Annotated in this window: 21 protein-coding genes and 1 pseudogene; 14 read left to right on the forward strand and 8 right to left on the reverse strand. The window is 73.1% G+C overall.

Annotated features, from left to right (window positions below):
• Window positions 1-11 precede the first annotated feature (11 nt).
• The 10 genes and pseudogenes from FLX08_RS09785 to FLX08_RS09830 form a co-directional block, all read left to right on the forward strand.
• Window positions 12-455, forward strand: coding sequence for a DUF350 domain-containing protein (locus FLX08_RS09785; protein WP_142618052.1), 444 nt, complete (start codon window positions 12-14; stop codon window positions 453-455).
• 152 nt (window positions 456-607) lie between these two features.
• Window positions 608-2,257 (forward strand): DUF2079 domain-containing protein, encoded by a 1,650-nt coding sequence (locus FLX08_RS09790; protein ID WP_142618054.1) that lies wholly within the window; start codon window positions 608-610, stop codon window positions 2,255-2,257.
• A 292-nt stretch (window positions 2,258-2,549) separates the two neighbouring features.
• Entirely contained in the window at window positions 2,550-3,650 is a 1,101-nt protein-coding gene (locus tag FLX08_RS09795; protein ID WP_185948927.1) for a PucR family transcriptional regulator, read from the forward strand.
• A 117-nt stretch (window positions 3,651-3,767) separates the two neighbouring features.
• Entirely contained in the window at window positions 3,768-4,664 is an 897-nt protein-coding gene (locus FLX08_RS09800) for an ACP S-malonyltransferase (protein WP_142618056.1), read from the forward strand.
• Window positions 4,661-5,617: a beta-ketoacyl-ACP synthase III gene (locus FLX08_RS09805; protein WP_142618058.1), complete on the forward strand. Its 957-nt coding sequence runs from the start codon at window positions 4,661-4,663 to the stop codon at window positions 5,615-5,617. Before FLX08_RS09800 ends, FLX08_RS09805 begins: the two co-directional genes overlap by 4 nt.
• A gap of 79 nt (window positions 5,618-5,696) precedes the next feature.
• Complete coding sequence (locus FLX08_RS09810; protein WP_030505676.1) at window positions 5,697-5,936, forward strand: acyl carrier protein; 240 nt, start codon at window positions 5,697-5,699, stop codon at window positions 5,934-5,936.
• Between the two features lie 99 nt (window positions 5,937-6,035).
• Window positions 6,036-7,268, forward strand: a complete 1,233-nt coding sequence (fabF, locus tag FLX08_RS09815; RefSeq protein ID WP_142618060.1) for a beta-ketoacyl-ACP synthase II — start codon at window positions 6,036-6,038, stop codon at window positions 7,266-7,268.
• A gap of 14 nt (window positions 7,269-7,282) precedes the next feature.
• Complete coding sequence (locus FLX08_RS09820; protein WP_142618062.1) at window positions 7,283-8,704, forward strand: acyl-CoA carboxylase subunit beta; 1,422 nt, start codon at window positions 7,283-7,285, stop codon at window positions 8,702-8,704.
• 173 nt (window positions 8,705-8,877) lie between these two features.
• Window positions 8,878-9,375: a hypothetical protein gene (locus FLX08_RS09825; protein ID WP_142618064.1), complete on the forward strand. Its 498-nt coding sequence runs from the start codon at window positions 8,878-8,880 to the stop codon at window positions 9,373-9,375.
• A 160-nt stretch (window positions 9,376-9,535) separates the two neighbouring features.
• Window positions 9,536-10,396: pseudogene (locus tag FLX08_RS09830) on the forward strand (aldo/keto reductase); the annotation flags it as partial.
• A gap of 22 nt (window positions 10,397-10,418) precedes the next feature.
• Here the strand turns inward: FLX08_RS09830 and FLX08_RS09835 are convergent.
• Window positions 10,419-10,613, reverse strand: coding sequence for a hypothetical protein (locus tag FLX08_RS09835; protein ID WP_142618067.1), 195 nt, complete (start codon window positions 10,611-10,613; stop codon window positions 10,419-10,421).
• A gap of 81 nt (window positions 10,614-10,694) precedes the next feature.
• Complete coding sequence (locus FLX08_RS09840) at window positions 10,695-11,192, reverse strand: DUF3145 domain-containing protein (RefSeq protein WP_179155579.1); 498 nt, start codon at window positions 11,190-11,192, stop codon at window positions 10,695-10,697.
• A 192-nt stretch (window positions 11,193-11,384) separates the two neighbouring features.
• On the opposite strand from FLX08_RS09840, the gene FLX08_RS09845 reads away from it, so the two are divergent.
• Genes FLX08_RS09845 through FLX08_RS09860 form a run of 4 tightly spaced genes read left to right on the forward strand, consistent with a single transcriptional unit; the run spans window position 11,385 to window position 16,434 of the window.
• A complete protein-coding gene (locus tag FLX08_RS09845; protein WP_142618069.1) occupies window positions 11,385-12,404 on the forward strand; it encodes a S8 family peptidase in 1,020 nt (339 codons plus the stop codon).
• Between the two features lie 45 nt (window positions 12,405-12,449).
• Window positions 12,450-12,977: an RNA polymerase sigma factor gene (locus FLX08_RS09850; RefSeq protein ID WP_142618071.1), complete on the forward strand. Its 528-nt coding sequence runs from the start codon at window positions 12,450-12,452 to the stop codon at window positions 12,975-12,977.
• Window positions 12,974-13,552 (forward strand): hypothetical protein, encoded by a 579-nt coding sequence (locus tag FLX08_RS09855; RefSeq protein WP_142618073.1) that lies wholly within the window; start codon window positions 12,974-12,976, stop codon window positions 13,550-13,552. The genes FLX08_RS09850 and FLX08_RS09855 overlap by 4 nt, the downstream gene beginning before the upstream one ends.
• Window positions 13,549-16,434, forward strand: a complete 2,886-nt coding sequence (locus FLX08_RS09860) for a CHAT domain-containing protein (protein WP_142618075.1) — start codon at window positions 13,549-13,551, stop codon at window positions 16,432-16,434. Before FLX08_RS09855 ends, FLX08_RS09860 begins: the two co-directional genes overlap by 4 nt.
• 55 nt (window positions 16,435-16,489) lie before the next feature.
• On the opposite strand, the gene FLX08_RS09865 is transcribed toward FLX08_RS09860, so the two are convergent.
• The 6 genes from FLX08_RS09865 to FLX08_RS09890 all read right to left on the reverse strand — a co-directional run bounded on the left by FLX08_RS09865 (window position 16,490) and on the right by FLX08_RS09890 (window position 22,102).
• Window positions 16,490-17,302, reverse strand: coding sequence for a sulfurtransferase (locus tag FLX08_RS09865; protein WP_142618076.1), 813 nt, complete (start codon window positions 17,300-17,302; stop codon window positions 16,490-16,492).
• A gap of 139 nt (window positions 17,303-17,441) precedes the next feature.
• Window positions 17,442-18,026, reverse strand: coding sequence for a hydrolase (locus tag FLX08_RS09870; RefSeq protein WP_142618078.1), 585 nt, complete (start codon window positions 18,024-18,026; stop codon window positions 17,442-17,444).
• A gap of 136 nt (window positions 18,027-18,162) precedes the next feature.
• Window positions 18,163-19,551, reverse strand: coding sequence for an MFS transporter (locus FLX08_RS09875; RefSeq protein ID WP_208761365.1), 1,389 nt, complete (start codon window positions 19,549-19,551; stop codon window positions 18,163-18,165).
• A gap of 122 nt (window positions 19,552-19,673) precedes the next feature.
• Window positions 19,674-20,114 (reverse strand): MarR family winged helix-turn-helix transcriptional regulator, encoded by a 441-nt coding sequence (locus FLX08_RS09880; protein ID WP_142618080.1) that lies wholly within the window; start codon window positions 20,112-20,114, stop codon window positions 19,674-19,676.
• 191 nt (window positions 20,115-20,305) lie between these two features.
• Window positions 20,306-21,478, reverse strand: coding sequence for an alkaline phosphatase family protein (locus tag FLX08_RS09885; RefSeq protein WP_425280620.1), 1,173 nt, complete (start codon window positions 21,476-21,478; stop codon window positions 20,306-20,308).
• Window positions 21,479-21,508: 30 nt separating this feature from the next.
• The gene (locus tag FLX08_RS09890; RefSeq protein ID WP_142618082.1) at window positions 21,509-22,102 is read right to left on the reverse strand and encodes a DUF5998 family protein; all 594 of its coding nucleotides are present in this window, start codon (window positions 22,100-22,102) and stop codon (window positions 21,509-21,511) included.
• Between the last annotated feature and the right edge of the window lie 81 nt (window positions 22,103-22,183).

The following is a 22,183-nucleotide window of genomic DNA, read 5'->3' on the forward strand; positions in this document are numbered from 1 at the left end:
GAAGGCCCCCCGTGAACACCACAACCTCCATCGGCGACGTGCTCGCGCACGGCGCCCTGGCGATCCTCGCGTACGCCATCCTGGGCGTGCTGCTGCTCGTCGCCGGGTTCTACGTCATCGACCTGGCGACGCCCGGGCGGCTCAGCAAGGTCATCCGCACCGACCGCAATCCCAACGCCACGATGCTGGCCGCCTCCAGCGTCGCCGGGGTCGGGCTCGTCGTGGCGGCCTCCATCTGGTCGTCGGGCGGGGCGCTGCAGGAGGGGCTGCTCGCGACGCTCGTGTTCGGCCTGGTGGGCATCGCGGTGCAGACTCTCGGCATGGTGGCCTTCGACAAGGTCGCCGGCATCTCGGTGCGCGAGCTCGTACAGGAGAGCACGCTGCAGCCCGCCGCCGTCCTCCTCGGCGTGACGCACTTCTTCATCGGCCTCATCACGGCCGTCGCCGTCATCTGACCAGCGCCGGCGACCCCCAGACGCCGCGCCCATGAAAGATTCATGGGCGCGCGTGAGGAGCCCCAGGTGGGAGCGCCGGACGCGACGACAACGGGTTTCCGGAGATACGCCCATATAGACCGTTCCTGCCCGAAGGGCCTACTCTCCTCCTCGTGATCACGGGGACCACGACGTCCGGGCGACCGGCGGAGGAGCCGCCCCGGAAAGGCAGCGACCCCGACGACACCATGGAGGCAGCCGCCGTGGACGGAACGGCCGTCGCGGAGCCCGGAGACGCCGCAGGCACCCGGGCGGCAGGCGAGACGGAGACGGCAGGCGAGAATGAGCCCACGGCCACCGCCGCGCCGGAGGAGCGGCCGGCCGGCGAGGCGGACCCGGGAGGCCCGGCCGCCGGGATTCTCCGGTCCAACCGGCACCTGATCGCGCTGTCCGTGCTCTGCGCGCTGTCGACGGTCCTCAACTGCACCCTTTCGCTGCTCAGGCTCGCCCACTTCCAGGTGGCCACGTACGACCTGGTCATCTTCGACCAGGCGGTGCGCGGATACTCGCACTTCTCGGCGCCCACCGTGCCGCTGCGCGGGGTCACCGGCGGCTTCGGCATGGACTACATCCAGCTCGCCGACCACTTCTCGCCGATCCTGGCCGTGCTGGCGCCCTTCTACTGGCTGCACGACGGGCCCGAGACGCTGCTCGTCGCGCAGGCCGTGCTGTTCGCCCTGGCCATCCCGTTCCTGTGGAAGTTCACCCGCCGTGTGCTGGGCACGCCGCACGCCTACCTCGTCTCCGTGGCGTACGCCATCTCCTGGCCCGTCGCGCAGGCGACGGCGGTGGAGTTCCACGAGGTGGCCTTCGTGCCGCTGCTGAGCGCAATCGCCGTCGAGCGGCTGCACGCAGGGCGGCGGCTGCCGGGGCTGCTCGCGGTGCTCGGCCTGCTGCTCACCAAGGAGGACCTGGGCCTCATGGTGGCAGGCCTCGGCGTCTGGCTGTTCTTCACCGGGCAGCGCAGGCTCGGGACCGGGCTGGTCTTCACCGGCGTGGCCGTGTTCGAGGTCGTGCGCAAGTTCCTGATCCCCCTCGCGGGCGGCAACCCGGCCTACTACACGCGCTACTCCAAGCTCGGCGAGGACCTGCCGCAGATGCTGTGGAGCGCCGTCACGCACCCGCTCCAGTTCGTGGGCATGCTCTTCGACGACCACTCGAAGTGGGACACCTGGGGCCTGCTGGTGTGGCCGGCGCTGTTCCTGTGCCTGCTGTCCCCGCTGGTCCTGGCGGCGCTGCCGCTGATCCTTGAGCGGCTGCTCGCCGACTCCGACAACTGGTGGTCGACCGGCTGGCACTACGACGCGTTCGTGATAATGATCCTGCTGATGGCCGGGGTGGACGGGGCCGCCCGGCTCATCCGGTGGCTGGAGCGGCGCGGGGTGCCGCGCCCCGGGCACGGCCTGCGGCTGGCCTACGCCGCCGCGGTCTTCGCGGTCGCGGTCACCACGGTCCCCTACCGGCCGTTCGACAACCTGATGAACCCGGACTTCTACCACCCCGACCCCCGTACGCAGGCCAGGGAGCAGGCCATCAGCATGGTCCCCGAGGGCGTGGTGGTGGAGGCGAGCGACGACTTCGGCGCGCGGCTGTCCGGCCGGGCGACCGTGCTCTGGTGGGACTACCAGAAGCGGGGCACGCCCTGGATCGTGGCCTCCGTCAACAACGACCTGCGCGGCGTGGTGAACAGCTACCTGACCGAGGGCTACGAGCTGCGCCTCGACCGCGAGGACATCGTCGTCCTGCACCGCATCGGCTCCTGACACCGCGAGCCGCCGCTCCGACCTGCGGCGACGCCGTCCACACCCCCGTACGGCACGATCAACGCGATGACCTGGCACGCTAGAGGGCGTGAGCGAGCGGGGCGCGTGGAACGGCGGGCAGATGCGTGCGGACGGGCAGAGCGACGACGTCGTCCGGACGGCCGGAGACGGTGTGCCGATGAGCGACGGGGTCCGGAACGACACCAGGGACGACGACAGGGTCCGCGAGGACGACAGGGCCCGGGAGGACGACAGGATCCGGGAGGACACCGCGCGCCGGCTCGACCGGGCCATGGGCAGCCTCGGGACGGCCGCGATGGCCCGCATGGAGGAGCGGCTGGCCTGGTATCGCGCGCTGTCGGCCGAGGACAGGTCGTGGGTCGGCCTGGTGGCGCAGGCCGGGATCGCGGCGTTCGTCGAGTGGTTCGGCCACGCGGGCGAGGGGCGGCCGACCCCGAGCATCGAGTTCTTCGGCACCGCCCCGCGCGAGCTCAAGCGCAGCGTGTCGCTCCAGCAGACGGTCGACCTCGTCCGCATCGTCGTCGAGGTCGTCGAGGCCCAGGTCGAGGAGCTGGCCGCGCCCGGCGGCGCGGAGCTGCTGCGGCACGCGATGCTGCGCTACACGCGCGACGTGGCCTTCGCCGCCGCCCAGGTGTACGCCAGGGAGGCCGAGGCGCGCGGCTCGTGGGACGCGCGGCTTGAGGCGCTGATCGTGGACGCGCTGGTGCGCGGCCAGGTCGACGACGGGCTGCACTCGTGGGCCGCCGCGCTCGGCTGGACCTCCGCGCCCGTCGTCGTCTTCGCCGGGTACGCCCCCGACGAGGATCCGCAGAGCGTCATCGACGGGCTGCGCGACAAGGGGCGGCGTCTCGGCCACGAGCTGCTCGCCGGGGTGCAGGGCGACCGGCTCATCGTCATCGTCGGCGGCGCGGACGGCGTCAAGGACGCGGCGCGCGGCGTGGTGGCGCGCTTCGGCCCCGGGCCCGTCGTGATCGGGCCGGAGGTGCCCGACCTGCACGCGGCGGCCAGGTCGGCCCGCGCCGCCATCGCGGGCCTGCGCGCCGCCGCCGGCTGGCCCGACGCCCCGCGCCCGGTCCTCGCCGAGGACCTGCTCGCCGAGCGCGCGCTGGACGGCGACGAGGACGCCCGCGCCCAGCTTGTGGAGAACGTCTACAAACCCCTGGCCGGAACCCCGCTGCTCGACACGCTCGCGACCTACCTGGAGCAGGGGACCTCGCTTGAGGCGACGGCCCGGCTGCTGTTCGTCCATCCGAACACCGTGCGGTACCGTCTACGTAAGATCACGGAACTGACCGGCTATCAGCCCACGGAGGGGCGGTCCGCATTCACCCTCCAGGTGGGGCTCATACTCGGGCGCCTGTCCGTAACCTGAGCCGGGTGCCTTAATCCGCTCGACACCGAAACTGTAGGTACCCCACAACAGGGCAGCGGCAAAGTTCGTTCGGATCTCCATCAGTGTGGTGAACCTCTACAGGGCAGGGTTGAGTACGTGCTCGTCATCGTCGCTCCGGGCCAAGGCGCCCAAACCCCAGGATTCCTCAGTCCGTGGCTCGAGATACCCGAGTTCCGCGAGCGGATCTCCGCGTGGTCGGAGATCGTGGAGCTCGACCTCGTGGCCTACGGGACGACCGCAGGCGCCGACGAGATCCGCGACACCGCCGTGGCCCAGCCCCTGCTCGTGGCCGCCGCCCTGGCGTCGTTCGAGACGCTCGGGGTCCGGCCCGACATGGTCGCGGGACACAGCGTGGGCGAGCTCGCCGCCGCCGCGATCGCCGGGGTGCTGACCCCCGAGCAGGCCCTCGCCCTGGTGCGCGAGCGCGGCCGGGCGATGGCCAAGGCCGCCGCCGTCACCGAGACCGGCATGAGCGCGGTGCTCGGCGGCGCGGAGGAGGACGTCCTCGCCGCGATCTCCAAGCACGGGCTGACCCCCGCCAACATGAACGGCGCGGGCCAGATCGTCGCGGGCGGCACGCTGGCGCAGCTGGAGGCCTTCGCGGCCGAGCCGCCGGAGAAGGCGCGGGTGCGCTCCCTGGCGGTCGCCGGAGCCTTCCACACCGTCCACATGGCCCCCGCCGTCGACCACCTGCGCGCCGAGGCCGAGGCGCTGACCCCCGCGGACCCGTCGGTCACGCTGCTGTCCAACTCCGACGGCGCGGCCGTCTCCGGCGGTGGCGAGTTCCTCGACCGGCTGGTGAACCAGGTGGCCAGCCCGGTCCGGTGGGACGCCTGCATGGCGACGATGGCCGAGCGCGGCGTCACCGCCATGATCGAGCTGCTGCCCGGCGGCACGCTGACGGGCCTGGCCCGGCGGGCGCTGCCCGGAGTGAAGACCGTGGCGCTCAAGACCCCTGACAACCTGGACACCGCCCGGGAGGTGCTGCAGTGAAGCTCGGCCAAGGCGCCCCCGCGGCGAGGATCCTGGCGTTCGGCGGCTACCAGCCCGCCAACGTCGTGACCAACGACGACCTCGCCGCCCGGCTCGACACCAACGACGAGTGGATCCAGAGCCGCGTCGGCATCAAGGAACGTCGTGTGGCGGGCCCGGAGGAGTCGGAGATCGACCTCGCCGTGCAGGCGGGCGGCAAGGCCCTGGCGGCCAGCGGCCTGTCCAGCGACGACATCGACCTGGTGATCGTGGCGACCTGCACGATCGAGGCCCCCATCCCCAACGCCGCCGGCCGCGTCGCCCACCGTCTCGGCATCACCGCCCCCGGCGCCTTCGACATCAACGCCGCCTGCGCCGGCTTCTGCTACGCGCTGGCCGCCGCGTCCGACGCCGTGCGGTCGGGTTCGGCGACGAACGTGCTGGTCGTCGGCAGCGAGAAGCTCAGCCAGTGGGTCGACAGCGAAGACCGGTCGACCGTCGTGATCTTCGCCGACGGCGCGGGCGCCGCGGTCGTGGGCCCCTCCGACCGGCCCGGCATCGGCCCGGTGGCCTGGGGCAGCGCCGGTGACAAGGCCGAGGCCATCCAGATCAAGGACCGCCGGTCCTTCCTCTATCAGGAAGGCCAGACGGTGTTCCGCTGGGCCACCACCGCGCTTCACCCGGTGGCCAAGCTCGCCTGCGAACGTGCGGGCGTGGACCCCTCCGACCTGGCCGCCTTCGTCCCCCACCAGGCGAACCTGCGGATCGTCGAGTCCATCGCGCGCAAGCTGGGCGCCGACAACGCCGTCGTCGCCAGGGACATCGTGCTCGCCGGCAACACCTCCGCCGCGTCGATCCCGCTCGCGCTCTCGCGCATGATCGAGCGCGGCGAGGTCCAGTCGGGCGGCCTGGCGCTGCTGCTGGGCTTCGGCGCCGGCCTCACCTACGCCTCCCAGGTGATCGAGATCCCCTGAGGAACTTGTACGGCCTGCCGTACAGAGCTGGGGCGACCCAGATAACCGGAAGACAGTAAATCCAAGGAGTAATCGCGACATGGCACTGACCGAGCAGGAGATCCTCGCGGGCCTCGGCAAGATCATCAACGAGATCACCGGCATTTCGGCCGACGAGGTCACCCCGGAGAAGAGCTTCGTGGACGACCTGGACATCGACTCGCTCTCCATGGTCGAGATCGCCGTCGCGGCCCAGGACGAGTTCGGCGTCGAGATCCCCGACGACCAGCTCAAGAACCTCAAGACCGTCAAGGACGTCATCAGCTTCATCCAGGCCTGAGTTCGACGGCCGCACGGGCGTGCCCGTCCCGCCTCCCGCGAGGCGACAGGGCGCGTCCGGCCCCCTTTCACGCCCCGATACCAAGAGGAGTGCAGAAAAGTGAGTAAGGACCGGGTACGTGTCGTAGTCACCGGGCTCGGCGCGACGACGCCCCTCGGTGGAGACGTCGCATCGACCTGGTCGGCGCTCCTCGAGGGGCGGTCGGGCATCCGCACGCTCACCGAGGACTGGGTCGACACCGTGCCGGTGAAGTTCGCCGGTGTGGCGGCCGTCGACCCCGGCGAGGTGCTTCCCCGGCCCGAGGCCAGGAGGCTCGACCGCGCCGAGCAGTTCGCCCTGATCGCCGCCAGGCAGGCCTGGCAGGACGCGGGCGCGCCCGAGGTGGACGGCGACCGTCTGGGCGTGGTGGTCGGCAGCGGTATCGGCGGCATCGGAACGATCCTGTCGGCCTACGACCTCTACCGGGAGAAGGGCTGGAACCGGCTGTCGCCGTTCACCGTGCCCATGCTCATGCCCAACGGCTCGGCCGGTTGGATCAGCATCGAACTGGGCGCCAAGGCCGGCGCGCACGCCACGGTCAGCGCCTGCGCCACCGGCGCCGAGTCCATCGGCTACGGCATCGACATGATCCGCTCCGGCCGGGCCGACATGGTGGTCGCCGGCGGCACCGAGGCGGCGATCCACGGTCTGAACGTGGCGTCGTTCGCCGCGGCGCGGGCCATGTCGACCCGCAACGACGAGCCCGAGCGCGCCTCCCGCCCGTTCGACAAGGGCCGCGACGGCTTCGTGCTCGGCGAGGGCGCGGGCATCGTGGTGCTGGAGTCGGAGGAGCACGCCCTGGCTCGCGGCGCCCGCATCTACGCCGTGGCCGCCGGAGCCGGTTACACCAGCGACGCTTACCACATCACGGGGCTGGACCCGGACGGCAAGGGCGGCACGGAGGCGATGCTCCGGGCCCTCAAGAACGCGGACCTCGCCCCGTCGGACGTCGTCCACGTCAACGCCCACGCCACGTCGACCCCGCTCGGCGACGAGATCGAGGCCCGTGCGATCAAGGACGCCATCGGCGACCACGCGATCGTCACCGCCACCAAGTCGATGACCGGCCACCTCCTCGGCGGCGCCGGCGGCATCGAGTCGATCTTTACCATTCTCGCCCTGCACGAGCGGATCGTGCCGGCCATCGCGAACCTGGACGACCCGGCCGACGGCATCGAAGTCGACCTCGTACGCGGCGAACCCCGCAAGCTCGAGGGCGACCAGCTCGCCGCGATCAACAACTCCTTCGGGTTCGGCGGACACAACGTCGCCGTGGCCTTCACGACGGTTTGACAAGGGAGTCTCGAATGACAGTGCTGGACAGCAGAACGGTGGCCGACGCCGCCGACGCCGCCGCCGTCGACCCCCGTGACCCCCTGGTGCGCCTGGGCCACCTGCTCGACGAGGGTTCGATCCGTCCGATCACCCCCGAGGACAAGAGCGGCGTCCGGGCGGTGTCCGGGCGTGTCGAAGGCGTGCCGGTCGTCGCGTTCTGCAGCGACGCCCGGGTCCAGGGCGGCGCCATGGGCGCCGAGGGCTGTGAGCACATCGTCCACGCCTACGACGTTGCCGTGCGGGAGCGGGTGCCGATCATCGGCCTCTGGCACTCCGGCGGCGCCCGCCTCGCCGAGGGCGCCGAGTCCCTGCACGCGGTCGGCCGGGTCTTCGCCGCCATGACCAAGGCGTCTGGCCTGGTCCCCCAGATCTCCGTCGTGGTCGGCCCGGTGGCCGGCGGCGGCGCGTACGGCCCCGCCCTGACCGACATCGTGATCCTCGCCGACAACGGCCGCATCTTCGTCACCGGTCCGGACGTGGTGCGCAGCGTGACCGGCGAGGAGACCGACATGGCCTCCCTGGGCGGTCCGGAGCCGCACAGCAAGCGCAGCGGCGTCGTCCACGTCGTCACCAAGGACGAGCCCGAGGCGATGCTGCGGGCCCGCCAGCTCGCCTGCCTGCTCGGCCACCAGGGCCGGGTGCGCGACGATGTGGACGAGGTCGACTTCGGCACCCTGCTGCCCGACAACCCCCGCCGCGCCTACGACGTGCACCCGCTGGTCAAGGGGCTGCTCGACGAGCCCGGCGTGGAGCTGCACCCGAAGTGGGCGCCGAACATCGTCACCACCCTGGGCCGCCTCGGCGGCCGCACGGTCGGCGTCATCGCCAACAACCCCATGCGTCTCGGCGGCTGCCTCGACTCCGCCTCCGCGGAGAAGGCCGCCCGGTTCGTCCGGATGTGCGATGCCTTCGGGGTGCCGCTGGTGGTGCTCGTGGACGTGCCCGGCTACCTCCCCGGGGTCGGCCAGGAGCACGACGGGATCGTGCGGCGCGGCGCGAAGCTGCTGCACGCGTTCGCCGAGGCGTCCGTGCCCCGCATCACGCTCATCACCCGCAAGGCGTACGGCGGGGCCTACATCGCGATGAACTCCCGCTCGCTCGGCGCGACCCGCGTGTTCGCCTGGCCGGACATCCAGGTGGCGGTCATGGGGGCGGTCGCCGCGGTGCGCATCCTCAAGCGGCGCGAGCTGGCCGCCGCTCCCGAGGAGGAGCGCTCCGCACTCGAGGCCCGGCTGGCCGAGGAGCACGAGAAGACGGCGGGCGGCCTCCAGCGCGCCCTCGACCTCGGCGTGATCGACGAGGTGATCGAGCCGGCCAAGACGCGCGGCATGATCGCCCGGGTGCTCGCCCAGGCCACCCCGGCCCGGGGCGCCCACGGCAACATCCCCCTCTGACGACGCCCTTCTGGCGGCGCCTTTCTGAGGACGCCTTTCTGACGACGCACCGGAAGCGCCGGTCCCCGAACGCGGGGACCGGCGCTTTCGCGTTCTCTCACGGCGGATGTCCACTACTTGACGCAGAATGACAAGTGACTTGATGCTTAGCGTCAAGTAGAAGGGAGGCGGGCATGGACGAGCGCCGCGAACTGGCCGAGGACCTGTGCCGGATCGTCGGCGGCAGGGTGCTCGACGCGCTGGAGATCCTCTTCGAACCGGACGAGCTGTCCGGCGAGGACACGCGACTGCGCGAGCTTCTGGCGGTGAAGAGCCGAGACTGGGCCGACGTGCTGAGCGGCGACGACGACCGGGCGGCAGCCTTCCTCGCGATCCGGCTGGTGAGCGCGCTGTATCCGGGCGACGTGCCGTTCCACCCGCCCGCCGCGTGGTGGGCGACGCCGCTGGGCCGGGCGGTCGCCCGGCGCGCGGGGCACCCGGCCGCGGCCGCGGTGCCGGTCTCGGTCGCCGCGGCGATGCTCGGCATCACCCGTCAGGGCGTGCACGACCTGGTGCGCCGGCACAAGCTCGACCGCGACCCCGAGGGTGCCATCACCACGGCGTCGATCCAGGCCCGCCTCTCCCGTAGTCGCGGCGACCAGGCCGCGGCGGACATGAGGAGGCGCGAATGACCGTTTTCCCCGGTTCCACGGGACCTACCGGTTACACGGGACCTGGCGCTCCAACGGGTCTTACCGGTTCCGCCGGTTCCACTGGTTCCGCCGATTCCGCTGGTTCTCACGGCTTCGCCGGCGACGTCCTGCGGCTGGGGACGGGCCGGCCGTCCGGCGGCTCGGGTATGGGGCCATGCAACTGCCCGGCCCGGGGGTGTGGGGGCCGCCACGAGACCACGCCACCGCGCTCGCCGTGCTGCGCCGGGCCGTGGAACTCGGCGTCACCCACATCGACACCAGCGACTTCTACGGCCCGCACGTGGCCAACGACCTGATCAAGGAGGCGCTGCACCCCTATCCGGACGACCTGGTCATCGCCACGAAGGTCGGCGTGGTCCGCGACGAGTGGCATGGTTTCGAGGCCGCCGCGGAGCCGGATCGGCTGCGCGACCAGGTCGAGGAGAACCTGGTGCGGCTCGGCCGGGCCCGGCTCGACCTCGTCTACCTGCGGGTGGGCGGCGACGGGCTGCTGTTCCCCGGCGAGGTGCCCTTCGCCGAGTCCTTCGGGGCCCTGGCGGAGCTCCGCGAACGCGGGCTGATCCGGGCTCTCGGACTCAGCGGCGTGACGACGGAGCAACTGGCCGAGGCCCGCGCGATCGCGCCCGTGGCCGCGGTGCAGAACCGGCTCCATCTGTTCGACCGGTCGGGTGCGGAGGTCCTGGCCGCGTGTGAGGAGGCGGGCATCGCGTTCACCGCCTACTTCCCGCTCGCCGCCGGCATGCTCCGGCCCGGGCTGGACCTGTCGCAGGCCCCGCCCGGCATGGCCCCCTCGGCCGAGCAGCTCGCCGTGCTCGACGAGGTCGCCGGACGGCACGGCGTGACCCGCGCCCAGGTCGCACTCGCCTGGCTGCTCGGCCGTTCCCCGGTCACCCTGGCCATTCCCGGCACCTCCTCGCTCGCCCACCCGGAGGAGAACATGGCCGCGGCCCGGCTGTGCCTGTCCCCCGAGGACATCGCCCTGCTGGATGGGCTCGCCTGAGCCGGCGTCCCGTCGATCGACGTCAGCTCCCAGCGAGGTGACCTCGGGGTTCCGCACGAACGGCGTCGCCGCCGATGTAGCACTTCGTGCCGAGCAGCGGGTGGATCATGCGGATCTTGATGCCGACGCCTCCAGGGAAGATCGAGCCGGCCTCGACCCTGCCGGTGCCCTGGGTCTCCACGTACACGTCGGTGAGCTTGGGCACCTCGAATCTCATAAGGCGCACCCGCGCGTTGTTGTCACGATCCGCCCAAAACAGACCGCCGCGGCGCGGGATCCAGACCGCGGTGGCGCGGGATCAGACGGCCGCGTGCAGCCAGCGCACCGGCGCGCCCTCGCCCGCGTACCGGAACGACTCCAGCTCCTCGTCCCACTGCTTGCCGAGCAGGCGGTCGAGCTCCTCTTCCAGGACGACCCGGCCCTGGGCGGCCATCAGCATGACGTTGCGCAGGCGGTCTTCGGGGATCAGGATGTCCCCGTTCGCGCCGACGACCGCGGTGAACGCGCCGAGCGTCGGCGTGTAGGCGTGCCGGGAGCCGTCGACGCCCGGCGAGGCGTCCTCGGTTATCTCGAAGCGGATGCGCTGCCAGCCCATGAGTGAGGACGTGATCGCCGCCGCCGTGCCGGGACGCCCCTCCCACTCGGCCTGGGCCCGCAGGGTCCCGGGCGCGGCGGGCTGGGCGGTCCACGTCAGGTCGACGGGTACGCCAAGAACGCCTGCGACGGCCCACTCAATGTGCGGGCACAGCGCAGGCTGAGCCGAGTGGACGTACAGGACGCCACGAGCAGCAGCCACCGGACCTCCCAATTCGCATGAGGTGCGCCTTCCCCAACGGCCTCACACTTGGAATGATCACGGTTGGATGACTGTAGGAGAGACTACCGTCCGTTGCAGCCTGGCACCAGAGGGGGGTCATACCGATTGGTGCTTGGCGACCAACCAATTCGGGAAGGACACGCTCCGTAATCAACACGGAAAGGCTTCCCCATGCGCAGCCGGCTCGTCGAACCCCTCCCGGGACGGCCCGTCCTGATCCGGCCCGACGAACTCCTGACCTCCTCTCCGGCCGCCGTCGCCCGGTGGGCCCTGGCCTCCGAGCCCCTTCCGGGCACCGGCCGGGTCCACCTCGTACGGCTGCCGCCGGACACCGACGTGATCGACCTGACGGCCACGCTCCGCGACCGCGGGCACGCCGCCTCCCCCAACCATGTCCTGTCCGGCCAGCCGCTGTTCTTCGGCGGGCCCGGCGGACCGCCCGCGCCCGCGGCGGCCCCGCCGTACGAGCCGGTTGAGCCGGGCGAGGTCGTCGCGGCGGTCCTCGACACCGGTCTGGCGCCGCATCCCTGGGTGGCGCGGTGGTACGGCGACGACATCGCCGAGACACCCGATGCGGACGGCGACGGCGTGCGCGACCGGCAGGCGGGACACGGCACGTTCGTGGCCGGACTTATCCTGCGGCACGCGCCCGGCGTCCGGCTGCGCGTCCTCCGCCTCCTCGACAGCGACGGCGTCAGCGACCAGGCGGCGCTGCTGCGCGCGCTCGCCAAGCTGCGCGACGGCCGGACCGACGTGGTGAACCTCTCTTTCGGAGGGCACACCTTCGACGACGCGCCGCCCCTCGGGCTGGCCGAGGCGCTCGCGGGTTTCCCCGCCGTCGTCGCGTGCGCGGGCAACACCGCCTCGCCGCGCCCCTTCTGGCCCGCGGCCCTGCCCGGCGTGGTCGCGGTCGGCGCGCTCGACGGCGACGGCAGGGCAGAGTTCTCCGCGTACGGCCCGTGGGTCGACGTCTGGGCGCCGGGCGTCGGCCTGACCAGCAGCTTCCTCGATTTCGGCGACTTCCACAGCTACGCCACCTGGAGCGGCACCTCGTTCGCCGCCGCCGTCGTCACCGGCGCGCTCGCCCGCCTGTGCCGGGAGGTGCCGCCGGCGGAGGCCGTACGGCGCCTGCTCGACGGCGACCGGCGGGTCGCGGATCTCGGGGTGGTCGTGACGAGCGGGGATCGGTAAGGTTCTTGTCACCATACGCTTCCCCCCGAGCGCGCAGAGTGACGGATGCCGACAGACAACTCCTTCGCCACCATCGACCAGGCCGCCTGGGAGGACCTGGTCGCCCGATTCGACGGCAGGATGTGGGCGGTCGCCCGGGCGTTCGGGCTGAGCGCCGCCGACGCGGCCGACGCCGTGCAGGGCGCATGGCTCCGGCTCGTGGAGAGCGCGGACACGATCCGCGACCCCGAACGGATCGGCGCCTGGCTCGTCACCACGACCCGGCACGAGGCGGCCCGGCTCAGCCGCAGGGCGCGCGGGGAGGTGGTCTCCGACCTGGACGTGCCCGACACGGCGCTGCCCGACCCGACGGCCGCGGTGGTGGACGCCGACTTCGGCAGGCAGGTGTGGCGCAGGCTCGACCTGCTCGGTGAGCCGTGCCGGTCGCTCATCCGCCTCTATGTGCTCCACCCCGAGGCGCGGTACGCCCAGATAGCGGTCCGTCTCAACCTGCCGATCGGCAGCATCGGCCCCACCCGGGCCCGCTGCATGGCCCGTCTGCGCGCTCTCGTGGAGGAGGAGGACACCCCGTGAAGGAGGAATACCTTCTGGCGGCCCTGCGCATGGGAGCGGGCGCCGATCCGGTGCCGGAAGGCGTGTCGGCCGCCGCCCGCGCGGTCTTCGGCCTGCGGGTGCCCGGAGGCGTGCCCGCCGGGCCGGTCGACCTTCCCGTGTCGCCGGGGGCCCGCTCCGCCGCCGATTCCGGAACGGCGCAGGCCGAGCGCGCGCAGCCCGAGACGGCGCACGCCGGGACCGCGCAGGACGAGACGACGCGGCCCGGGACCGCGCAGGCGGGGACGGCGCAGGCTGGGACGGCGCAGACTGGGACGGCGCAGGCCGGCGTTCGCCGGTTCAGCGCGGACGGCCTGGTCATCGACGTCGAGACGACCGTCACCGAAGGGCGCATGGAGGTGGCGGGTCAGGTGTCCCCCGCCCCCGGGCCCGACGCCACGATCGAGGTGCGGACGCCGCACATCGCCAAGGTGCGCACGCCCTCCGGCAGCGGCCACTTCGCGGTGGCCGGCCTGCCGCCCGGGTGGGTCAGCGTCGTCTGCCACCGGCCCGGCCACCCGCCCGTCTTCACCCGCTGGATCCACGTGCACCCATGACCTCTTCCATGGATCCGCTGGACGCCGATCCGCTCGCCATCGATCCGCTCGCCATCGATCTGCTCGGCAGGGCCGAGGCCGCCATACGGCTCTCCGCGACCGACCCCCGGCTGGCCCTCACGGAGGCGAGAGCCGTACTGGACCTGGCCCGGCGGCCGGGACCCGCGGGCGCGTACGGCGAGGCGGCGTCGGTGGCGCTGCGCGCGAGCGCGCTGGCCGCCCGCGAGCTGGGCGACCTCGAACTCGCCGAGGAGCGGCTGGAGGAGGCGATCGCGGCGGGGCGTGGGTTTCCGCGCCGGGTGGCGCAGGCCCGGATGTCGCTCGTCACGGTGCGGGCCCAGCTCGGCGACCCCGAGGGCGGGCTGCGCCTCGCCGACCTCGCCGAACGGGACCTCTCGGGAGCGGACCTCGCGAGGCTCGGCGTGCAGCGGTCGGTCGCCCTGATCCTGCTGGGACGGCACGAGGAGGCCGTACGGCACTGCGACCGGGCGATCGGCCTGCTGGGCGACGATGCCCGCTTCCGGGCGGGCGGGCTGCTCAACCGCGGACTCGCGCATGCCTACCGTGAGCGGTATGGCGAGGCCGAGGCCGACCTCGCGGAGTGCGCCCGGCTCGCGAGGTCGGCCGGCCTGGACCACGTCGCGATGCTGGCGGAGGGCAATCTGCCGTTCGTGGCCGCCCGGCGCGGCGACATCGCCGCCGCCTTCGCGCGATACCGGGCGGCCGAGGCGACCCTCTTCGGCTTCCCCGAACGGCTCGCGGTGATGCGCACGGACTTCGCCGAGGCGCTGCTCGCCGCGCGCCTGCCCGGCGAGGCGCGCACGCTGCTCGAACAGGCCGTCCCCGAACTGCTGGCGGCCGGGGCGCAGGCGGCGGTGCCCGGCGCGCGGCTGCTGCTCGCCCAGGCCGCGCTCCTCGCCGGGGACGCCACGCGGGCCGCGTCGACGGCGCGTACGGCGCTCGCGGAGCTGGACGCCCAGGGCAGGACGGCCTGGCTGCCCCTGGCCAGGGAGGTCGTCCTGCGCGCCCGCCTGGCGGAGACTCCCGCTCCACCGGACGCGCCCGCACACGAGGTGGCAGACGCCGAGGGCCTGGTCACCGATCTGATCGCCTGCGCCGACGAGCTCGCGGCGTGCGGATGGGTCGGGGCCTCGGCCGCGCTGCGGCTCACCGCCGCTGCGGCGGCCGTACGGCTGGGCGCGATCACTCAGGCCCGCGCGCAGCTCGATCACGCCGCTACCGCCACCCGCCCACTCGTACGCTGGCACGCGGTGGCGATGCGGCACCGGTTGGACGGGGACCTCGATCGGGCCCTGGCGGCCGCGGCCCGGGGCATCGAGGCCGTGCATACCCCCGGCGGCGACGCGAGTCCGTACGCCGACACCGCCGGTCCGCTCGGTGACACGGCGGGTCGAGGCGACCACGACGCGGCGCGGGACGCGGAACTGCGAGTGCACGCGGCGCGGCCGGCCGAGGATCTCGCCGCGCTCGGCCTGGAGATCGCCCTCGACCGGGCCCGGCGGACGGGCGACGCGCGAACGGTGCTCGAATGGGCCGAGCGGTGGCGGGCGGTCGTGCGCGGCGCCCCGGCTCCCGCGCCGATGCTGCACGGTGTCCCGCCCGCCGAGTCCGGGCTGCACGGCGTCCCGCCCGCCGGATCCGGGCTGCACGGCGTCCCGCCCGCCGGGTCCGGGCTGCACGGCGTCCCGCCCGCCGGGTCCGGGCTGCACGGCGTCTCGCCCGCCGGGTCCGGGCTGCTCGTGGAGCTCGTACGGCGCGGCGACGATCTGTTCGCCGTCACGGCCGGCGTGGGGGGATGCGCGCTGCGCTTCCTCGGCAGCTACCAGGCGGCGGTGGAGGCGACCGTGCGAATCAGGTATGGCCTGCGCCGTCGTGCCCTGCTCGACACCCTGCCCCGCCCCCTGCTCGACACCCTGCCCGACCCCGGGCGCGACACCCAGCTCACCCCCGGGCGCGACACCCTGCCCGAAACGAAGCACGACATCCCGCCTGGCCCCAAGCACGGGACCCTGCACGACCCCGAGCGCAACGCTCCCCGCGATGCCCCGGGCGGCGTGGATGTCCTTCCCGTGACAGTGGACGAGGGACTCGCGGGCGAGCTGTGCGCGCTCGACCACGTTCTCCTGTCCGGTCCCGGCACCCTGACGCCGGCGGGAAGCCCGCCCGGCGGCCCGGTGACGATCGTGCCCACCGGAGCGCTGTGCACGCTGCCCTGGCCGCTGCTCCCCTCGCTGCGCGGCAGGCCGGTGTCGGTGGCCGCCGACGCCACCGCGTGGCTCGCGCCGCGCCGGGGCCTGGCCGGAGCCCCTTTGGCGCTGTCGCTCGCGGGGCCGGGGCTCGACCACGCCGAGGCCGAGGCCGACATTGTCGTCGCCGCGCACGCGCGGGCGCGGCGCATCGGCGCCACCAGGGCTGAGGTGCTCCGCGCCATCGAGCAGGCCGACGTGCTTCACATCGCCGCGCACGGGATGTTCAGCCCGCGCGGGCCCATGCTGTCGCAGATCACGCTCGACGACGGCCCGCTCATGGCCTACGACCTGCTGGCCGCGCGGCGGATCCCCCGGCTCGTCGTACTGTCGGCCTGCGACGCCGGGATGGCCCACGCCCCGGTGGACGGCGCGGCGCTGGGCCTCGCCGGGGCCTTCCTCGACAGCGCCGCCCGCAACGGCGACGCCGCGTGCGTGGTGGCCGGTGTCGTGCCGGTGCGCGATGACGAGGCGCGGACGCTCATGACGCTCTTCCACACGCTGCTGGCCGAGGGCCGCTCCCCCGCCGAGGCGCTGGCCCAGGCCGCCGAGAAGACGGCCGTGCCGGGCTTCGTCTGCTTCGGCGCCGGCGACCAGCCATTCGCCACGGGCTGACGGCCCGCCACCCGGGCCGAGCGTCAGGGCCGAGCGCCGGAGCCGAGCGCCGGGGTCAGCCGGTCGCGACCGGTCTGCCGGGGTCGGCGACCCAGTTGGACCACGAGCCGACGTACAGGGCCGCCGGCAGCCCGGCGATCTCCAGTGCGAGCACCTCGTGGGCGGCCGTGACACCCGACCCGCAGTACGCCCCGACGGGCATACCCTCGACCGCCCCAAAACTGTTGAAGCGCTCGCGCAGGAACTCCCTGTTGTGGAACCGGCCGCCGGGCTCGACGTTCTCGAAGGTCGGGGCGCTGATCGCACCAGGGACATGTCCGGCGACGGGGTCGACCGGCTCCACCTCGCCCCGATAACGCTCGGGCGCCCTGGCGTCGAGCAGCACGCCGTCGGACGCCAGCGCGGCGGCCTGGTCGGCGTCGAGCACCGGCATCCCGCCCGGCCGCGCGGTGAAGTCGCCCGGCGGGACGGGACCCTCGTCCTTGGTCAACGGGAGCCCGGCCCTGGTCCAGGCGCGCAGCCCGCCGTCGAGCACGCGTACGTCGCCATGGCCGAAGTAGCGCAGCGTCCACCAGGCCCTGGCCGCCGCCGTCGAGTCGGCATCGTCGTAGACGACCACCGGCCGGCCCTCGGACACTCCCAGGCGGCGCATCGCCTCCTGGAACGCCTCCTGCGTGGGCAGCGGATGCCGTCCGGCGGGCCCGGCCGGGGCGGCGAGATCGGCGTCGAGGTCGCAGAAGACCGCGCCCGGGATGTGCCCCTCGTGGTATGCCTCGATGCCGGGCGGCCCGCCCAGCCGCCAGCGGACGTCGAGGATCGTGGCGTCGCCGATCGCGGCGAGCTCCTCAGGAGTGATCAGCGGGCTCATGCCATCCCCTCGCCTTCGCGTCCCTGCCGCACGGTGCCGCAGCCATTGTGCCAAGCAGGCGGCGTCCACTGTGCGACGCAGGCAGGGTTCAGTGTGCCAAGCAGGCGGGGCCCTGTGCCAGGCAGGCGGGATGCGCGTCTCAGGACGCGGTCGCGGCGAGCAGGCCGAGGATGTCGTCAGTGGTGCCGGTCTCGCCGAGGCGCGGGAAGATCTTCTCGACGCTGTTGCGGTGGGCCTCGGGATCGAGGTCGGTCATGGCGTCGGTCGCCAGGGTGACGTTGTAGCCGTGCTCGTGGGCGGCGCGGGCGGTCGACTCGACCCCGATGCTCGTGGCGACTCCGGTCAGCACGACCTGGGTGACGCGGCGACGGCGCAGGTGCAGGTCGAGGTCGGTGCCGTAGAAGGCCGACCAGTTGCGCTTGGTGACGACGATGTCGAGCGGGTGCCCGGCCAGGTCGTCGGCGATCTCGTCCCATCCGTCCGGCCGGGCGAGCCCGGCGCGCGGCAGGTCGGTGCGTCCCGGGACGGCGTCCGCGCCGTCGGCCGCGCCGGTGACCCGCACCAGGACGACCGGCAGGTCGCGCGCCCGGAATTCCTCGGCCAGCCGCACCGTCCGGGCCAGCACGTCGCCCGTGGAGTGCGGGCCGCCGGGGACGGCCAAGATGCCCTTCTGCAGATCGACGACGACGAGCGCGGTCCTGGGGTCGAGCGTGGTCACAGGCATGAGGAGGCTCCCTTTCTGATGGATGGGCTCTGATGCGATGGGCTCTGATGCGATGGGCCCTGACAGAAGGGCTCTGGTAGACGGGCTCTGATGGATGGCCGGGGATGGACGGGCTCGGATGGATGGGCAGGGATGGTCAGGTGCGGCCGACGCGGCGCAGCGACCGGTCCGCGAGGGTGCCGGCCAGCAGCAGCACCGAGACGCCCAGCAGGAGCAGGCTCAGCTCGTGCAGCCCGGCTGTGGTCGCGCCGTCCCGGTAGAACGCCGCGTTGGAGGCCGAGGCGCTCAGCGCGCCGAGATATCCGAACGTGCGCAGCAGCCCGGCCGAGGAGCCCATGCGGGCCGGGTCGGCCTGCGCGTACAGCGCGTTCTGGTTGGCCAGCCCGTTGAGGCCCTGCGAGACGCCGACGAACGCGCCGGTCAGCGCCAGCAGCCATATCGGGCTGCCGGAGCCCGCGGTCAGCAGCGTGGCACAGCCGGCGATCTGCGCCACGGCGCCCGCGGCGAGCTTGCCGCGCACCTCGGCGCGGCGGCCGGTGAGGGCGGTCACGGCGATGGCCATCGCCGACATGGGCAGAAGCAGCAGCCCGGCGGCCGAGGGGCCGAATGACCGGCTGTCCTGCAGCCACTGCGGGAAGCCGTACATGAAGGCGTAGGAGGTCGTATAGGCCAGCCACTGCCTCCCGTAGGTGGCCAGCAGCGGCGGGTTGCCGCCCAGCACCCGCAGGTCGAGGAACGGCTGCGCCGTCCGCAGTTCCCGTACGGCGAAGCAGGTGCCGGCGATCGCGACGACCACCAGCAGCCACCACAGCTCCCACGCCGGGTTCATCAGGAACGTCATGAACGCCGTGAGCGTGCCGGCGAACAGCGCCATGCCGAGCACGTCCAGTCCCCCGCCGCGCCGGGCGGCCGAGGAGCCGCGGGGCAGCCGCCGCGCGCCGAGGACGAGACAGGCGGCCGAGAGCGGCACGTTGACGGCGAAGATGAGATGCCAGCCGCCCACTCCGATGAGCAGGCCGCCCAGGGTCGGCCCGATGACCGCGATGACCTGGTTGGAGATCGACAGCGCCGCCAGGATGCCGCTGGGACTTCGCATGCCGGTGCGGTCGGCCTCGGCCCGCAGCAAGAACATCGAGGCGGGATAGGCGGCGGAGGTGCCGATCCCGAGCAGGACCCGCGACACGATCAGTACGCCGAGCGTGGGCGCGAGCACGCCCAGCAGCCCGGCGACGCCGACGAGCGCCGTGCCGGTCAGGTAGAGCGGCCGCGGGCCGAAGGTGTCCACCAGCCGCCCGATGACCGGCTGGCCGACCGCGGTGGCGAGGTAGAGCCCCGTCACCAGCCACGCCGTGTGCGCGGGCGAGGCGTGGAACCAGCGGCCGATCGGCACGAGTGCCACCGCGAGCATCGACGAGTTGATCGGGTTGAGGATCGAGCCCAGGATCATCGGGGCGATCAGCCTGCGGTCGAAGCCGCCGGCGTCCGATCGCCGCCCCGCCCGGAAGGCGGCGGCGACCCGGGTCATGCCCGGACCCCGATCACGACTGTGCCCCCGTCACGAACGGCCCCCCGTCACGAACAGCCCGGCCACGACCGGCCCGGACGCCTCAGGCTCGGACACCGCTGACCCGGCCGCTACTGGGCTGATCACGATTGAGCCACGGCGTCCAGCAGCGCCATCGCCTCGATGATCGTGCGCAGCTCCGCCTCGGTGCAGTGTTCCTGCAGCGCCCGTGCCAGCCACGCCTCACGTGCCCTCCGGTCGTCCAGGCGGCGCTCGCGCCCCGATTCGGTCAGCGTGACGAGCTGACGCCGGCCGTCCTCCGGATCGCGGTGGCGCTCGACCAGCCCGGCCCGTTCCAGTGCCTGGACGATCGCCGCCATCGACTGGGGCCTGACCCGCTCGGCCGCGGCCAGCTCACTGGCCGACGCCGGCCCGTGCTTGGCCAGCCGCACCAGCACCGAGACCTGGCCGGAGCTGAGGTCTCCCGCTGTGTCGAGCTCTCTCAGCCTGCGGACGAGCCGGCCGACCGCAACCCAGACATCGCCGGCCGCCTGCGCCGCCGCCTCAGAGACGGCATCGCTCATGGCACACCCCCAAAAAAGACAGTCCAGACTGTACACCCAAAACTGGTCAGTCCAGACTGATGGTCAAAGGCGCGCGGATCGGCGGCGGCTCTCACAGGGGCGCCGACCCCACATTCACGCGAGCGTCAGCGGACGAACTGACACGAGCGCCGACGCGGAACCCACAGCGCGGCGGCGACCAAACACAGGTGTCAGCGGCGGATCTCTACAAGCGGGACATTCTGCTCGGCGGGGGTCAGCGAGCCGTGGTAGCCGATCAGGGAAGCCTCCACCGGCTCCGCGGCCGAGGACACGATCACGCACTCGCCGTACGGCACGGCCACGACGTCGCCGATGCGGCCGAGCCACTCACGCCGGACGCGGCGGCCGAACCAGCCCGCCGAGACGGCCTCCTCGCGGGTGACCACCCAGGCCCGCCCGCGCAGGGCCTCCCGCCATGCCTCCAGCACGGTGGAGGCCGCGCCGGGGGCGGTGTAGACGTGGCGAGCGCGGGCCTCGCCACCCAGCATGCGCACGCCCTCCAGCAGATCCGGGCGGCGGTCCACGTCCACCTTGTCGGTGGCGTTGACCATGCCGTGGTCGGCCGTGACGTACAGCACCGCCCCCGGCGGCAGTGCCTCGGCGATGCGCTCGGCCATGCGGTCGACGACGGCGAGCTGTTCGAGCCACTCGCCGCCGCCCCACCCGCTGACGTGCCCCACACGGTCGACCTCGCCGTAGTAGACGGTGACGAAGGCGGTCTCGCGCAGCGCCTGCCGCACGGCCTCGACGCGCTCGCCGGGGCTCTCGGCCGCCCGGTGGCGCATGCCCCGGTAGACGGCGCGGGTCAGTCCCGTGCCGTCGAACCACGCGGGCGCCACGTAGGCGGGCTCGATCCCCGCCTCCGCCATGCGTTGGTAGACGGTCGGCGCGGGCTGCCAGACGTCCGGGTCGATCGGCAGGCCGGGAGCCGTCCAGCGCAGGCAGTTGAACAGTCGCCCCTCCCCCGGGACGGCCATCTGGACGCCGACCATGCCGTGCTCCCCGGGAGGGGCGCCGGTGCCGAGGGTGGCCAGGCTGGTCGTGGTCGAGGAGGGGAAGCCGGCCGTGAGCGTCCGGCGCAGATGGGCCGAAAGGAACGGCGCGGCGCCGGGGTGTGCGGCCAGGAGCTCGGCCCCGAGGCCGTCCACGAGGAACAGGCACACTCGTGGAGCCGGCTCAAGGGCCAGTGTGTTGCCGGTCGGCAGCCCGAGGGAGGCGAGCAGCGAGCCCGGCAGATCGGCCAGGGAGGCCGTGCCGTACGCGGGCACGTACGGCACGGGCGCGACCGGCGGCTCCACGGACGGCTCCTCGGGCGGAGCCCCCGAGGGTTGGGGATCGGTCACGTCACCTCCTGTCGGCTCAAGGGGGGACGGTCAGGTGGCCGCCGCCTTGGCGGTGGCCTCCGACAGCGCCTTCGCGAACGTCAGCACGTGGGTGACGGCCTCGGGACCGTCGGCCGCCTCGCTGACCCGCAGGGACAGGTCGTCGGCCGTGATCGCGCCGGTGTAGCCGTGGTCGGCCTCGCAGTTCTCGTCGCCGCAGGTCGCCGGTTCGAGATCGACGTGGGAGATCGCGCCCCACCCGATCGTCAGCGTGACCTCCGTAGGGGGAACGCCCGGTGCGTACGCGGCGGGGTCGGGCACGACTCTGGTCACGGCGACCGACTGGATGCGGCTGAGCCTCACCGCCTCGGTGGTGGTGGAGGCGTGCGAGGCGGGCATGCCCTCGGCGGGCGGGTGCTCGTCGGTGTGGCACACCAGCAGCCGGGTGGGCGAAAGGACCAGGACCGTGACGTGCCTGCGCACCTCCATCGCCGGGTCGAACGTGGCCTCGTGATGCACGACGTACGCCGTGACCGGCTCGTTGCCGAGCGCGGAGTCGACGGCGTCGGCCACCAGATCCGGGTAGTAGCCGCTGCGATCTATGGCCTCGCGCAAGCCCGCGGCGGAGACTCGGGTTTCCCTCATGGGTCCATCCTGCCCTGTAAGGGACACCTGTTTCACACCCCGACGGGACGGGTTTTCCGCCCACGGCGTGACGCCGGCCCG

Origin of the sequence: Microbispora hainanensis, from assembly GCF_006874475.1 — a bacterium.
GTDB lineage: Bacteria > Actinomycetota > Actinomycetes > Streptosporangiales > Streptosporangiaceae > Microbispora > Microbispora hainanensis.

What these genes read in the sequence shown, in the direction of transcription:
- FLX08_RS09795 (WP_185948927.1), top strand. Translation starts at nt 2,550, where the DNA reads ATGGGCAGCCTCGGGACGGCCGCGATGGCCCGCATGGAGGAGCGGCTG.
- FLX08_RS09810 (WP_030505676.1), top strand. Translation starts at nt 5,697, where the DNA reads ATGGCACTGACCGAGCAGGAGATCCTCGCGGGCCTCGGCAAGATCATC.
- FLX08_RS09820 (WP_142618062.1), top strand. Translation starts at nt 7,283, where the DNA reads ATGACAGTGCTGGACAGCAGAACGGTGGCCGACGCCGCCGACGCCGCC.
- FLX08_RS09825 (WP_142618064.1), top strand. Translation starts at nt 8,878, where the DNA reads ATGGACGAGCGCCGCGAACTGGCCGAGGACCTGTGCCGGATCGTCGGC.
- FLX08_RS09835 (WP_142618067.1), bottom strand. Translation starts at nt 10,613, where the DNA reads ATGAGATTCGAGGTGCCCAAGCTCACCGACGTGTACGTGGAGACCCAG.
- FLX08_RS09845 (WP_142618069.1), top strand. Translation starts at nt 11,385, where the DNA reads ATGCGCAGCCGGCTCGTCGAACCCCTCCCGGGACGGCCCGTCCTGATC.
- FLX08_RS09850 (WP_142618071.1), top strand. Translation starts at nt 12,450, where the DNA reads ATGCCGACAGACAACTCCTTCGCCACCATCGACCAGGCCGCCTGGGAG.
- FLX08_RS09860 (WP_142618075.1), top strand. Translation starts at nt 13,549, where the DNA reads ATGACCTCTTCCATGGATCCGCTGGACGCCGATCCGCTCGCCATCGAT.
- FLX08_RS09865 (WP_142618076.1), bottom strand. Translation starts at nt 17,302, where the DNA reads ATGAGCCCGCTGATCACTCCTGAGGAGCTCGCCGCGATCGGCGACGCC.
- FLX08_RS09870 (WP_142618078.1), bottom strand. Translation starts at nt 18,026, where the DNA reads ATGCCTGTGACCACGCTCGACCCCAGGACCGCGCTCGTCGTCGTCGAT.
- FLX08_RS09875 (WP_208761365.1), bottom strand. Translation starts at nt 19,551, where the DNA reads ATGACCCGGGTCGCCGCCGCCTTCCGGGCGGGGCGGCGATCGGACGCC.
- FLX08_RS09880 (WP_142618080.1), bottom strand. Translation starts at nt 20,114, where the DNA reads ATGAGCGATGCCGTCTCTGAGGCGGCGGCGCAGGCGGCCGGCGATGTC.
- FLX08_RS09890 (WP_142618082.1), bottom strand. Translation starts at nt 22,102, where the DNA reads ATGAGGGAAACCCGAGTCTCCGCCGCGGGCTTGCGCGAGGCCATAGAT.